The organism is Candidatus Palauibacter sp., assembly GCF_965216145.1.
Classification (GTDB): Bacteria; Gemmatimonadota; Gemmatimonadetes; order Palauibacterales; family Palauibacteraceae; genus Palauibacter.
On sequence record NZ_OZ244149.1, the window covers coordinates 112696 to 125099 of the forward strand.

11 protein-coding genes and 2 pseudogenes are annotated in these 12404 nt (G+C 65.5%); 5 read left to right on the top strand and 8 right to left on the bottom strand.

Going from position 1 to position 12404, the window contains the following annotated elements:
* Nucleotides 1-201: 201 nt before the first annotated feature.
* Nucleotides 202-2184: an Ig-like domain-containing protein gene (locus tag ACOOHF_RS00515; RefSeq protein WP_420462960.1), complete on the top strand. Its 1983-nt coding sequence runs from the start codon at nucleotides 202-204 to the stop codon at nucleotides 2182-2184.
* Between the two features lie 81 nt (nucleotides 2185-2265).
* On the opposite strand, the gene ACOOHF_RS00520 is transcribed toward ACOOHF_RS00515, so the two are convergent.
* The 6 genes and pseudogenes from ACOOHF_RS00520 to ACOOHF_RS00545 all read right to left on the bottom strand — a co-directional run bounded on the left by ACOOHF_RS00520 (nucleotide 2266) and on the right by ACOOHF_RS00545 (nucleotide 6878).
* Complete coding sequence (locus tag ACOOHF_RS00520; protein ID WP_420462961.1) at nucleotides 2266-2676, bottom strand: carboxypeptidase-like regulatory domain-containing protein; 411 nt, start codon at nucleotides 2674-2676, stop codon at nucleotides 2266-2268.
* Nucleotides 2677-2778: 102 nt separating this feature from the next.
* Nucleotides 2779-3411, bottom strand: coding sequence for a hypothetical protein (locus ACOOHF_RS00525; protein ID WP_420462962.1), 633 nt, complete (start codon nucleotides 3409-3411; stop codon nucleotides 2779-2781).
* Between the two features lie 172 nt (nucleotides 3412-3583).
* Nucleotides 3584-4432, bottom strand: a pseudogene (locus ACOOHF_RS00530) (TRAP transporter large permease); the annotation flags it as partial.
* 381 nt (nucleotides 4433-4813) lie between these two features.
* Nucleotides 4814-5335 carry a hypothetical protein gene (locus tag ACOOHF_RS00535; RefSeq protein WP_419936633.1) on the bottom strand — a complete coding sequence of 174 codons (522 nt, stop codon included), beginning with the start codon at nucleotides 5333-5335 and terminating at the stop codon, nucleotides 4814-4816.
* 237 nt (nucleotides 5336-5572) lie between these two features.
* Nucleotides 5573-6157 carry a hypothetical protein gene (locus tag ACOOHF_RS00540; RefSeq protein ID WP_419936632.1) on the bottom strand — a complete coding sequence of 195 codons (585 nt, stop codon included), beginning with the start codon at nucleotides 6155-6157 and terminating at the stop codon, nucleotides 5573-5575.
* A 466-nt stretch (nucleotides 6158-6623) separates the two neighbouring features.
* On the bottom strand, nucleotides 6624-6878 hold the full coding sequence (locus ACOOHF_RS00545; RefSeq protein ID WP_419936631.1) for a hypothetical protein: 255 nt from the start codon (nucleotides 6876-6878) through the stop codon (nucleotides 6624-6626).
* A gap of 198 nt (nucleotides 6879-7076) precedes the next feature.
* Here ACOOHF_RS00545 and ACOOHF_RS00550 point away from each other — a divergent pair, with 198 nt between their 5' ends.
* The 3 genes and pseudogenes from ACOOHF_RS00550 to ACOOHF_RS00560 all read left to right on the top strand — a co-directional run.
* Nucleotides 7077-8312 (top strand): IS256 family transposase, encoded by a 1236-nt coding sequence (locus ACOOHF_RS00550; protein ID WP_420462963.1) that lies wholly within the window; start codon nucleotides 7077-7079, stop codon nucleotides 8310-8312.
* A gap of 524 nt (nucleotides 8313-8836) precedes the next feature.
* Nucleotides 8837-8998 (top strand): hypothetical protein, encoded by a 162-nt coding sequence (locus ACOOHF_RS00555; protein WP_420462964.1) that lies wholly within the window; start codon nucleotides 8837-8839, stop codon nucleotides 8996-8998.
* Nucleotides 8999-9044: 46 nt separating this feature from the next.
* A pseudogene (locus tag ACOOHF_RS00560) lies at nucleotides 9045-9542 on the top strand (ATP-binding protein); the annotation flags it as partial.
* Nucleotides 9543-9797: 255 nt separating this feature from the next.
* On the opposite strand, the gene ACOOHF_RS00565 reads toward ACOOHF_RS00560, so the two are convergent.
* A complete protein-coding gene (locus tag ACOOHF_RS00565; protein WP_420462965.1) occupies nucleotides 9798-10019 on the bottom strand; it encodes a hypothetical protein in 222 nt (73 codons plus the stop codon).
* Nucleotides 10020-11467: 1448 nt separating this feature from the next.
* On the opposite strand from ACOOHF_RS00565, the gene ACOOHF_RS00570 reads away from it, so the two are divergent.
* A complete protein-coding gene (locus ACOOHF_RS00570) occupies nucleotides 11468-11680 on the top strand; it encodes a hypothetical protein (RefSeq protein ID WP_419936628.1) in 213 nt (70 codons plus the stop codon).
* Nucleotides 11681-11702: 22 nt separating this feature from the next.
* Here ACOOHF_RS00570 and ACOOHF_RS00575 read toward each other — a convergent pair whose 3' ends face one another.
* The gene (locus ACOOHF_RS00575) at nucleotides 11703-12389 is read right to left on the bottom strand and encodes a carboxypeptidase-like regulatory domain-containing protein (RefSeq protein WP_419936627.1); all 687 of its coding nucleotides are present in this window, start codon (nucleotides 12387-12389) and stop codon (nucleotides 11703-11705) included.
* Between the last annotated feature and the right edge of the window lie 15 nt (nucleotides 12390-12404).

Below are 12404 nucleotides of genomic sequence, written 5' to 3' on the forward strand. Positions count from 1 at the left end.
CCCTCCGTGCTTGTTGCGCCCTCTGCAAAGGCGGACCGCTCCATGCTGGGTGACGCGGCGAGTCGGAAGAACGTCACATCGGCGGCGGAACCGCTAATGATAGAAGACGTTCACCAGCGCGAGCGGGATCGCTGTCTGTTCAATCGCCAGGAGGTAGGCGATGCGCCAACTGGCAGAGCGCAGGAGGAGGTCTCGCTCGGCATGAGAACGGCCGAACTCGGCGGCATCGATGTAACGGTTGCGCGGCAGGGTGAACTTCGCGGCTGCTTGCGGGGTTCCAGATGTTTCGGCGCCGACGTCACCATGATCCAGGTCAGGAGAACATATATGCGCCGGTTCACCCTTCTGCCCGCGCTCGCGACGAGTCTGTCGTGCGGCGAAGGCGAACCGAGCGGTCCACCGCCGCCGGCGCCCCCGCCCGTGCCCACATCGGTGGCGGTGTCTCCCGGGGCGCTGCCCCTGAACGCGCTCGGCCTGACGGGAGATTTGAGCGCGCGCGTGCGGGACCAGCGTCGCCGGACGCTGGCGGATGTCCCCCTGACGTGGAGTTCCAGCGCGCCCGCCATCGCCGCGGTGGACAGTGCCGGGCGGGTCACGGCGGTCGACAACGGGAAGGCCACCATCATCGCCTCGGCCGGCGAGGCGTCCGGGGAGGCGGTGGTCACCGTCGCGCAGCAGGCGGCCACCCTCGAACTCGCCCCGCCGGACACCGTCCGGACATACGGCGACACGGCGCGCGTGACCGCGAGCTCGTCCGACGTGAACGGTCACGCCATCCCGCCGACCCTGCTGACATGGACCTCCGGCGACACCCGCATCGTCACCGTGGACAGCACGGGGCTGGTGACGGCCACGGGCAACGGGACGGCGAGCGTCTCGGCGTGGTCCGGGCCGTTCCGGGTGAGCGTGGACGTGACGGTGTACGACCTCGCGGAGGCGCGAAAGACCGACCGCGAGGTGTTGATGATCCTGTTCAACGGCGGGCGCAGCCACGTCTGGCCGAGGAAGGAGAACTGGGGAACCGATGCGCCGCTCTCCACCTGGGCCGGGGTGTCGACGGACGAGGAGGGGCGGGTCACGGCGCTGTCGCTGCCGGAAAACCAGATAGGGGGAGGAGCGGGAGGCATCCCGCCGGAGTTGGGCAATCTCGACAGACTGGAGATCCTCGACCTGTCAAGAAACAGTTTCTCCGGCGTCATCCCCCCCGAACTTGGCAGCCTCGAGCGCCTCACGACCCTCGATCTGTCGCTCAATCGCTTCATTATTACGCCTATCCCCCCCGAATTCGGGAACCTCGCCAACCTCAGGAGCCTCAATCTGAAGGGGATCGATATACGGGGATCGCTGCCCGCCCAACTCTTTGGTCTGACCGGGCTGGAGGTACTCCGGCTGGGGGTGCGGGGGGCGATCCCGCCCGAACTCGGCAAGCTATCGAGCCTGCGGGTACTTCACCTGGCCGGAAGCGGGGGGCCGGGGGCCGGCGGGATCCCGCCCGAGTTCGGCGATCTGGCCAACCTGGAGGTGCTCCGGCTCGAGCACAGCAGGCTGTCCGGGGGCATCCCGCCCGAACTCGGCAAGCTGGTCAAGCTGGATACGCTGAACCTGTATGACACCTGGCTTGGGGGAGCCGTCCCGCCCGAACTCGGCAACCTCACCAACCTCAGATCGCTTCGGCTCGGCAACCCGGTCGGCTTCCCCCCTCCCCCCGTCTGGAACGCTCCGCCGCGCCCGGGCTACGTGTGGGAACTCGTCGTGACGCTGGCCGAGCGAGGCGCCAGATTGGAGGAATTGTTCGTCCAGAACGGTACGGGCGGGCCGATCCCGCCGGAGATCGCAGGGCTCACGCAGTTGAAGAAGCTGTCGTGGACCTACAGCGGGTTGCCGGGCCCTATCCCGCCCGAAATCGGCAAGCTCACGAACCTCTCGGAACTGGTTCTCTCTGAGAACAACCTTACCGGACCCCTCCCGCCTGAACTCGGCAATCTCGCGCAGCTAAGAAGGTTGACTCTTCGCGACAACGATCTGAGCGGGCCGCTGCCGCTGGCGCTCACGCGGTTGACGACACTCGAGATCTTGACGATCAACCGCACAGATCTGTGTGTGCCCAGGGAGCCGGCCTTCGATGCATGGCTCACGCAGATCGAGAGTTTCGGCGGCCAGCGGTGTCCGAGTCCGCCGCAGTGAGCCGGAGAGCCTGTCGGTTGCTCTTGGACACGCGCGCGTGACCCACCAGGGATACCGCGGCCGTGGCCACGGGATTCTCCGTCATCGCGTCATACACGCGGCCGATGAGGCGGCCCCGGCGACCCCTGGACAAAGCAGCACGCGGAGTGCAACCTCCCGCGCCTGTCCGGGCGCCAGGGCCACGATGGCCTGTTCGCTCGAATCGTCGCCCAGTTCCGCCCACAACACCACCTCCGTCGCCCCCGGAGGGGCGCAAAGCAGGAAGCGGCCCTCCGACCCGACCGTTTCACGCTGCGGCCTCTCCTCGACATCGGACCAGTGGACCACCACCATGGCGCCGGGTATCGGGACCGTACCGGACTCGTCGACGACCGTGACCTGAAGGGAAGTGCGTTCTCCGCAGGTGTCATCCTGGCCCAGCACCGGTGTGGCCGAAGCCGCGACGAGGGTGACGAAGAGGGGAACGACGGCTGCGCGTTTCGCTTCGACCATCCCCAAACTCCCTGCGCGGGTTTGCCGTGGCCTCGGATGCAGCGCACGGCTCCCAGGCGGCGCGAATCGGAAGAACGTCACATCAGCGTTGGAACTCTCCCCTCACGTCTTCAACACCAAACCCAGCTGCAGGGCCAGAAGGCGCGTGTACTCTTTACCCTCGATCTCCACACCGATCTCGGGGGGAGGGTAATCGATGACGTCCTTGAGCCCCACCTGATAGAACGCATCGATGCTGAGGAGGACGCCGTCCGTGATTCCGTGGGAAAGCCCGAACTTGCCCATGAGACCGAAGTCCGTGTCCTCGGCGCCCGGATCCGCACCCTCGCAGAACCTGGGGCTAAAGACACCGGAGGCATCGCATGCCAGCCTGATCCCGAGCCACGGCCCCGCCTGTAGGCCGAGAGATAGCCTGCCGCTGCCGATGATCCGGGGCCATGCGAGGAGCCCCGAGATCTGCAGATAATCGATCGAGCGGCTATTCGTTTTCTCAAGGCCGCCGCCGTAGCTCCGGGTCTCCGTTCCCATTTGTGCGTACGACGCGCCCGGACGAAACGATAGACCCGCACCCAACGGGAAGCCGAGGTCGACACCGACAGCCGGGACGGTTATCGATTCGCCTCCATTCCCCACGATGGATCCGATACCGACACCGGCTCGGAACGCGACATCCTCCTGCGCGCCCAGCGGCGCGGCGAGCAGGACGGCGGCCGCAACGACGAGTCTTCCTCTCACGTAGCCTCCCCCCCTCCCGGTCGGGCTCCATCGGCTTGAGATATCGCTCCACAGCACCCATACGCCGAAGCATGGCCGAAGGTCCGGCCACGACGCCTCCGACCCTATGCCGGCACGTTCCCGGCAGTCGGGCCAGCGGTGGCGTTGTAAGGACCAGGGCCGCCGGGTGACCTCAGTGGTAGAAGACGTCCACCAAGGCGAGGGGGATGGCCGGGACGTACGTCACCAGCAGGAGCACCGCGACCAGCACCGCGATGAAGCGGACGTTGACCTTGCTCACCTCCCAGATGTCCGCCTTGGCGACGGAGCACGCTGTGACGAGCACGCTGGCCACCGGCGGCGTCTGCTGGCCGATCCCGAGGTTCAGGGTGACGATGAGCCCGAAGTGGACCGGGTCGATGCCCGCCGCCCGCACCAGCGGCATCACGATGGGGACGACGAGGATGATCGCCGCGGCCGAGTGCAGGAAGAGCCCGATCACGAGGAAGAAGACGTTGAGCAGCGCCAGGATGAGCCACTTGTTCGAGGTCAGGTCCATGATCCCGGCCGCGACCTGCTGCGGGAGCCGCTGCTCCGTGAGGTAGTCGCCGAGGAGCGCCGAGGTGGCGACGAGGAGCATGACGACGGCCGTCTGGACGCCGCCCTCCAGCATCGCCTCGCGCAGGTGGGCGAGGTCGAGTTCGCGGTACACCAGCCCGCCCACGACGAGTGCCGCGACGACGGCGAGTCCCGCCCCCTCGGTGGCCGTCACCCAGCCGCTGAAGATCCCGCCGAGGATGATCGCGGGCAGGAGGAGGGCCCACCCCGCCTCGCGCATCGTCGTCCACACGCGGCGGAGTTCGAACTTGCCCTCGACCGGGAAGTCGTGGCGGCGGGCGTAGAGCCAGGCCGCGAACATCAGCAGCAGCCCGCCGAGCACGCCGGGCACGATGCCGGCGACGAACAGCTCGACGACCGAGGCCTCGGCCATGACGCCGTACAGGATCATGGGGATGGACGGAGGGATGATGACGGCGAGCGCGCGTCCCCAAGACGGCTCCCGTTGCGCAGCGGTCCTCCCGAGGATTATGTGACTTGAAGTCAACTACTGACCGGCGCCTCCGCGTCGCGTTCAGGCTCCTCATCTCCGCATGGGGAGAGACGCCAGGATCGCGATGACGCCGACGTTGAACCTCCTCAAACCTCCCAGATATCCGTGACGAATGAGGCCGAAGTGCTACCGGGTCAATGCCCGCCGGCCACACGAGCGATGTGGACGATGGACGATGATGGCGGCGACCGAGCTAGAGCCCGAACGACCTCGACCCCCATGCGACCTCCGTGAGCAGGACGAGATCCTTGATGGACTCGGGGTGGTTGAGGACGGCGGAGGGGCCTCGTCCCCGCTGCGCTGAACTCAAACCTACATCGCGCCTGCATCGGCACGGCCAGGGGAATGAATGGGTTCCAACACGTGCAGCATCCCGGCAAGATCCAAACCACTTGCGATCATCACTGGTTGCCCTCGACGGATCAACAGCACCGTCGGCGTCAACAGCCCTAGTGGTTCCGCCAAGGTCGCGTAAGCCTCCGGACTCAGAAATTCCCACGGCATGTCAAAACCCAGATCCTGCGCGATCTGGTCTACCGCGCGGACCGCACTGGCATCTGCCTCCCGGCCCACGAACGCCACCGTCACTTTGAGCCTATTCTCATGTAGGTCATTCAAGTGTCTTATTTGGTTGCTAGTGAGAGAGCAGGAGTACGGATGCGAAACCACCATGAGACCCGTGCCGATCTCGTTAATCGCGCGTTGCATTGCCGTCCGTGCATCTTCATTTTCATTCCGTGCGTCCTCGGAATAAGTGAAACCCAACCGCGTACAGGAAGCCGTTACTGACGTGAGGGCCAGCAGCCCGATGACAAGCTCCTTCGTGCGATACATCACTGTTTCGGCTGCGTGCATGTCACACGAATAGTGCGATCGCCAAGGTCGATGTCGCCCTCCAAACACTCAAGGTCTCCCCCCATCGGACAGCCAGCTTGGAGGCATGTGACGTATGCAACGACTACGTCCCATGGTATCCACTGGGCCCTAGCCACAGTTGGCGCCGTAGCCATTGCCAGCACCACCGCCCACAGAAGCCAGCGGTTCGACCGCGCAGTCCGTGGCCCACTCACTCTACTCACGTCGCTGGCCCTCGTTGATTGGCAGCCTCCAGAGTCTAACGGTTGGAAAAAACTCTGTGTCCAGCGTCGCGAGGCGACCGTCAGACAGTACGGCAATATCCGTATGTCGTGTTCCTGGCAGGATATACGAGCCCATGTACGCGCCGTTGGAAACTGAGTAAGTGTCCACGATACGACCCGCCTTCTCCGTGGCACCTCCAAACAGCACGTAGATCCGTGATCCTTCGGCGGCCACCGCCCGTGACGCTCGCGGCGCTTCGGGGTCGACTCGCCATATCCTCCGAAGAGTCATGCCGTCCCCAAGATCTTGATTGGGGGTATACGTCAAGAGTTCCGGGAATGGAATCGATTCGACACCCTCAACGATGGGTTTGACGCGGCCGTGAGAGTCCAGGAGTACGATCTGGCTTGACCACCTGTACACTACGGCCGCGCCACCGTTGGGGAGCGGCGTCGCCCACGCCTCACTGGGCAGTCCTTCCGGAACCGAACCGGCGGGTAGTTTCCCACCCATCCGTTTCACTCTCCCGGTGCTGGAAACTACCATCCAGACTCCGTCTCTCGTGTCGCGAGGCATCAGAACATGACTTCCGGGAGACCAGGTTGAAGGCATTATTTCGGTCAACCGGACTTCGGGAGTGCGTATGGTCGCTAGTAGACTTCCGTCAGAGTCGATGATGGTCAGACGTCGGCCCTCGCTAAGCACGAGTACTCTGCCCGCCGAGTCGTACTCCACATCCAAGAATCGACTGAACTCGCCCGGCCCTCTACCTGAACGCCCAAAACGCCATGACGCTTCGCCGTTCGCCGTGAATGTCCGGATCGAATGATCCCCCCAATCCACGAGCAGAAAACCACCATCGGGAGCGGCCTTGATGGTCAGGGGATCTCCGAACAGATCTCCATCTACATCTTCGAACACGTCAGACAGGACAGGCTCTGGCAACCAGTGCCGCTCCTGGGCAGCGAGACGACCAGCGATAGCGGTGACAAGGACCAAGGCTGCTACACTTGGGGCGAGCCGCATTGCTTTTCCCCCGCTGCTAGTTTTCTGGCTGATAGCAGGTCACCGTAACGCTCCCACCAAATCCCGGCATACCGAGGTCGACCTCTCCCGAGATGCATTCCAGATCTCCTCGGTCCGGGCAACCGGCACCCGTGCAGAGTCCGGCCTTCGGACCGCTCGTCACGGGGCCTTCGTCGCCGTCTTGAGAGAATGCCGCCGTCGCGCCCATGAGCAGTGCGATCACACTCAGCACGCCAGCGCTGACCGGGTGAGACTTCCAGATCTTCGACATTGGTCGTTTCCTTTCCTTCGGGTTGTCCGTAAGAGCCTCGCAAATCCAAACGTAAAGCAGTCACTGGTCTCGCAACACAAGCACAATCGATGAAAAAGGGAGGTAGGACCAAAAGGTGTGTAAAAGCGAGGCGACGTACCTTTCAGCTGACCGTTTACCAGCGATCCGGGGTGAGGCCCGGAGAAAGGACGTCGCCTCATGGGCAACGATACGCGGGAGAGGTTCGCCGGGCCAGCGTGGGAGACGCTGGAGGCGTGGGTGCGGGAGCAGGCGCGGGACATGATCCAGCAGGCGCTGGAGGAGGAGGTCACGGAACTCCTGGGCCGGATGAAGTCGGAGCGGCGGGCGGCGGTGGACGCGCCTCCGGGCTACCGCAACGGATACGGCAAGCCGCGCCGTCTGGCGATGAGTTCGGGGACGATCGAGGTGAGGCGGCCCCGGGTGCGGGGTCTGGAGGAACGGTTTGAGAGCCGGGTGCTGCCGCTGTTCCAGCGCCGGACCAAGGAGGTGGGGGAGTTGATCCCGGAGCTGTACCTGCACGGGCTGGCCGAGGGCGACTTCGAGCTGGCCTTGAGGGGGCTGTTGGGCGACGGGGCGCCGCTGTCGAAGTCCTCGGTGGGGCGGCTCAGGGCGAAGTGGACGGTGGAGCACGAGGCGTGGAGCCGCCGGCCGCTGGAAGGCCGTGAGCTCGTGTACGCGTGGGCGGACGGGATCTACGTGAAGGCGGGTCTCGAGAAGGACAAGGCGGCCCTGCTGGTCGTCATCGGCGCCATGAGCGACGGGACGAAGGAGGTGCTGGCGGTCACGCCCGGCTACCGGGAGTCGACGGAGTCGTGGGCGGCGGTGCTGAGGGATCTGAAGGCTCGGGGGCTCGGGACGCCGAAGCTTCTGGTCGCCGACGGGAACCTGGGGATCTGGGGCGCGGCGCGGGAGGTGTGGCCGGAGGCGGCCGAACAGCGGTGCTGGAACCACAAGACGACCAACGTGCTGGACCGGCTGCCCAAGAGAGAGCAGGCGGTGGCGAGGGAGATGCTGCGCGCGGCAGCGTACGCGCCCTCGCGGGCGGCGGCGAAGGAGGCGCGCAAGGCGTTCAGGACCCGCTATGGGGCCACTCAGCCCGACGCCGTGTCGGTGCTGGAGGACGACTGGGAGCGCATGACGGCCTTCTACGGCTTCCCCGAGAAGCACTGGCGGCACCTGCGGACGACCAACGTGGTGGAGAGTCCGTTCGCCTCGGTCCGGCTCCGCACGACCGCGGCGAAGCGGTTCAAGCGCGTCGAGCGGGCCACGGCGCTCATCTGGCGGCTGCTGATAGTGGCCGAGAAGAGGTTCAGGAAGCTCAACGCTCCCGAGCTGCTGCGGGACGTGTACGAGGGAAGAAGGTTCGAGGACGGAAAGCCCGTCCCCGAGGGTCAGGAGAGGATCGCCGCCTGATGACGTTTACACACCTATTGACCCGACCTCTGAAAAGGAGACAACGGCGCACCCGAAGTTTCGACGCAAGGGCAGCCTCACGCTCATCGAGATCAGCCGCTCTATTCCCCACCGAGGAAGCCGACGCGCTGGGTTCGAGAGCGTCGTTTGGACTTCCTGCCGTTGCTGCGGTCATTGCGGCAGCACATGGACGAGCGAGACGCCAAACCCCCGCTCGATTCTGGTGGTGGATTGCCGCAGCTACTCTTCGGTGCGAGCCGGGACACGGGCCCTGGAGCACCACCGTCGAGATCTTCCACCGGCACCGGCGCGTGGCCGTTCACATCCGTAGCCGCCGCAAGGGCACATACGCGACCGACCCCGCCCACGTGCCCGCGGCGCACTGCGACCACCGCCGACTGGAGCCCGCCGCAGTTGATCGCCTGGGGCCGAAGGGTCGGACCCGACACCGCCGCCTTCGTCGAGCGACTCCTCGAGGCTCCCCCCCCACCCCGAACAGGGCCTACCGCAGCTGCCTCGGCCTCATGCGCCTCGCACGCGCCTATCCCGCCGAGCGCATGGAAGCGGCCTGCCGCCGCCCACTCGACATCGGCGCCCTCGGCTACGGCTCGGTGAAGTCCATCCGCGGACAGGACTACTACGCCGCCGCCCGCAACGGAACGTCCCCGAACCGAAAGGAGTCCTGACCATCATGCTTCGACAACCCACCCTCGAACGGGAAAGACCAACCGGGAACAGCGCCGCTACCAGCGACTGAAAGGCCACACCAGGCTCCACCTCGACGCCACCATCGAAGACATCAACTTCAAGGCGCCCCGGGGCCTCGACTGCTCCCTCGTCCTCCGCCTCGCCTCTGGACAGTGGATCAGGGACGGCCAGACCGTCCTCGTCACCAGCGCCACCGGATCCGGCAAGTCCTACCTCGCCTGCGCGCTCGGCCACCAGGCCTGCCGCAACGGCATCTCCACCCGCTATTACCGCCTCTCCCGGCTGCTCGACGAACTCGCCCTCGCCCGCGGCGACGGCTCCTACCCCAAGGTCGTCCAGCGCCTCGCCAGAACTTGGCTCCTCATCCTCGATGTCGGCGGCGATCCCACCTTCGGCGACGCCATCCTCGACCGCCTCCTAAACAACGCCCACAGGATCACCCTCAAGGGAGCTTCCGCGAGGAGGCTCTACCGACTCGACGAAGACCGGTACAAGCCGGTAGACTCCAACCCTCGACCCTGACACCCCGGCCCCGCTATGGACCTCCGCTCCTCCAACGTGGTCGGCATTGCTCGGAATCACCGATCGGCTTGCCGGAATCGGTGGTAGGCTTCGTCGGAATACGCAAACCTGGCTGGCCAGCAGGGTGCCGCGCCGACACTTCAGGTAGGACAAGAAAGGGTGTCAACAATTGGGAGGCAACGTGCCCTTCTGCTGACCGCAAAGTGGCAGGATCCAGGAGAGCCGGCACTCGTCGCACCCTTGAGCAAGTCTCTGCTAAAGAACGGGCTCGATGTAGTCCGCCACGAACTCTTCGAGCAGCCGATCCGGATGAATCCGTTCAAGCTCGGTGAGGGTGCATCCCGGCCATGACTTCGCCTTGCGGTTGAGCGTTTCCCGCGAGAATCCCAATTGCCGGCTGACGGCCTTCCAGCGAACACGGGACTCCCGGATCTGATGTGCCCGGACGATCACGAGGGCTGCGAGGAACTGGCTCAAGGTTGCAGCCCCTCCGGCACGAGCGCTGAACTCCTGCCGGAGGGTGATGGGGGAGCACCTCAGGTCAGTGGCGAGTGCTTTCACGTTTCGGATCGGCTTGTTCGTAGCCCTCTGTAGGCCGTACGCCAAGCCCGCACGAAGAGCCGGAGGCGCTGAGGAACGGCGGGCTCTCTCAGCCAGGCGTGCTAGCGTCATGGATCCACGCGCGGTGGAGACACATGGTCGAAGTCTAGTCTGCAAGTCCTCGAACCAGATGATGGCTGACACTCGGACGCGGCTAAGCAAACGGGCGACACGTGCATCGCGATCAGTCACCAAGATAACGGGCACTGCCGGCAACATTCGTTCGATTTCCAGGAGGACATGGATCCGGTCCCGCAGGAATGGCCGGCGACAGCCGATGATGAAGCAGTCGGTATTCGCCCCTATGCAGCTAGACCCGCTCAAGGTATCGACGACGTGAACGGGACCGTCAACCGCTCCGATTATGCTCTTGGTGTCTTGTGCCGTATCCGCAAATACTCGGATCATGCCAGAGCCTCTCCTGAGGAGGTACGCCTCGCACTGTCTCCCAACTCCGCCCAGTGCGTGGCTGCCGGCACTCCCGTCGTGACGCAGAGAACCAATTCTCCAGCCTCCTCCACCGCCCGCCGCAGCGATGCCGACGCCCGATAGATGGCATGGATCGCCTCGTGATCCCTCCTCGCGGCCCTTCGAACCAGTCGTCGCTCCCGAGTTGAGGGTATTGGGCGACAGCTCCCGGACGACCGCCGGTCATCGACCCCATCGTACGGACTCGAATTGCCTCACCCTCGCGGATCGTCCCTCTACTCTCCATATGCCACGAGTTGGCAAGACATTACGCGCGTGTTTCGGCGGTGACCCCGTCGAGAAGGCGACTTCGGAGAGAGGCCGCCGCTAAGGCATTATTTAACAACCAGTTATGAGATACGTACCTCTGCGGGTTCGCATTCTCTTGAAACGGTGACGATTCGTTGAAGCGTGCTGACGGGCGGAACCATCCGGTGCAGACCACGACGGCGCCGCACTGCGAATCGTGGCCGCGGAATTCCGCCGGAAGCTCCGAGGTTCCGCTGCAGACCTCCCGCCGGCGATCTCGATCGGGAGCACGAAGTCCTCCCACCGAAACGTTGTCCGGCCCGCCGCTGCCCGGGTCGCGTCCCGCGGAGCGCAGATCAAGAGACTTCCATCGGCGTGGACCGGTCGACGCAGCGGTCTCCGCTCCACATCCGTCCAACCGAGGACGATGGAGGACCCGGGCAGCGCGACCGGGTCGGGGATCGAGTCCCCGGGCGAACGATCGTGACGGGGGCCAGCCTACTTCGTCCAGACGGCGAACACGCCGCAGCGGTTCGCGTGTCCCCCGACTCGGCGGGCAGGCTCGCCAGGCCCCCCTGTAGATCTCCACGCCGGCGACTTCGGCGGGCATGACGAAATCGTTGATGGACAGGCCCGAGGCCGCGGAGGACCCGGAATTGTCAGATCTGCTCGAGGCGGAGGCCGGGAAGCGGCTGCTCCCGCGGACGACCGGGAGGCCGTCGAGGTACACGTTCATCTCGCAGGCGTCCGCTGCGACGCCGACCCCGGACCTCGTGCTGTACAGCTTGCAGCCGTGCCCGCGGACGGTGCAGTTCCCCTAGCTTGATCCCCGGGCCTCGGCGATCAGGTGCGTGAGCCAGAGCGGACTCCGGCGGCTCGATGTCCATGGCAGTGAAGAACGTGCCGCCGCCCGTGCACCTCGCCCCAGTACTTGCGCTCGCAAGATCCCTTGATCTGCAGGCGGCGGGGTCTCTCGGCCGTCGCGGCGATTGGTTCCAGCCCCACGGAGTCCGCGGTCAGGCCCATCTCGACTTCGGTAGTGACGCCCCGGGTCACGCGGACCGCGTGCGTGAGCGGCGCGTACCCGAGATGGCGGATCGAGAGTTTGTGTCCGCCGACCGGGAGCCTGCTGAGGACGAAGAGGCCCCGCCGATTGCTCTCGACGGACCCGGCGCGTTCCGCTACGGAGACCGCGGCCGCCGCCACAGGCCGCTGCGTCCGGGCATCGTGCACGCGGCCGATGAGCCGCCCCGTCTTCTCCTCGCCGGACAGGAGCTGCAGTTCCGCCTCGTGCGCGTATCCGTTCACGAGAACTTCGCGGCCGCCCGGCAACGCGAGGGTCCCGGCTTCGTCCGTCACCGTGACCTGAAGCGATGCCTCCGTGCCGCAGTCCCGAGTCGGCTGCCCCGACACATGCGGGATACCGAACGTGAAATGGAGCGCGAGCCCCAGGCACGCCAGCCGACGGGGCGTCCGCCTCGGAATGCCGTGACGGTGCACGGATCGAAGTCGAACGGCCACGCCGTCCATCGACACGTCCCTTTC

Bases quoted from the DNA above. Each gene is read 5' to 3' on its own strand.
- ACOOHF_RS00515 (WP_420462960.1), top strand. From the start codon at position 202: ATGAGAACGGCCGAACTCGGCGGCATCGATGTAACGGTTGCGCGGCAG.
- ACOOHF_RS00520 (WP_420462961.1), bottom strand. From the start codon at position 2,676: ATGGTCGAAGCGAAACGCGCAGCCGTCGTTCCCCTCTTCGTCACCCTC.
- ACOOHF_RS00535 (WP_419936633.1), bottom strand. From the start codon at position 5,335: ATGTATCGCACGAAGGAGCTTGTCATCGGGCTGCTGGCCCTCACGTCA.
- ACOOHF_RS00540 (WP_419936632.1), bottom strand. From the start codon at position 6,157: ATGCCTCGCGACACGAGAGACGGAGTCTGGATGGTAGTTTCCAGCACC.
- ACOOHF_RS00545 (WP_419936631.1), bottom strand. From the start codon at position 6,878: ATGTCGAAGATCTGGAAGTCTCACCCGGTCAGCGCTGGCGTGCTGAGT.
- ACOOHF_RS00550 (WP_420462963.1), top strand. From the start codon at position 7,077: ATGGGCAACGATACGCGGGAGAGGTTCGCCGGGCCAGCGTGGGAGACG.
- ACOOHF_RS00555 (WP_420462964.1), top strand. From the start codon at position 8,837: ATGCGCCTCGCACGCGCCTATCCCGCCGAGCGCATGGAAGCGGCCTGC.
- ACOOHF_RS00570 (WP_419936628.1), top strand. From the start codon at position 11,468: ATGACGAAATCGTTGATGGACAGGCCCGAGGCCGCGGAGGACCCGGAA.
- ACOOHF_RS00575 (WP_419936627.1), bottom strand. From the start codon at position 12,389: ATGGACGGCGTGGCCGTTCGACTTCGATCCGTGCACCGTCACGGCATT.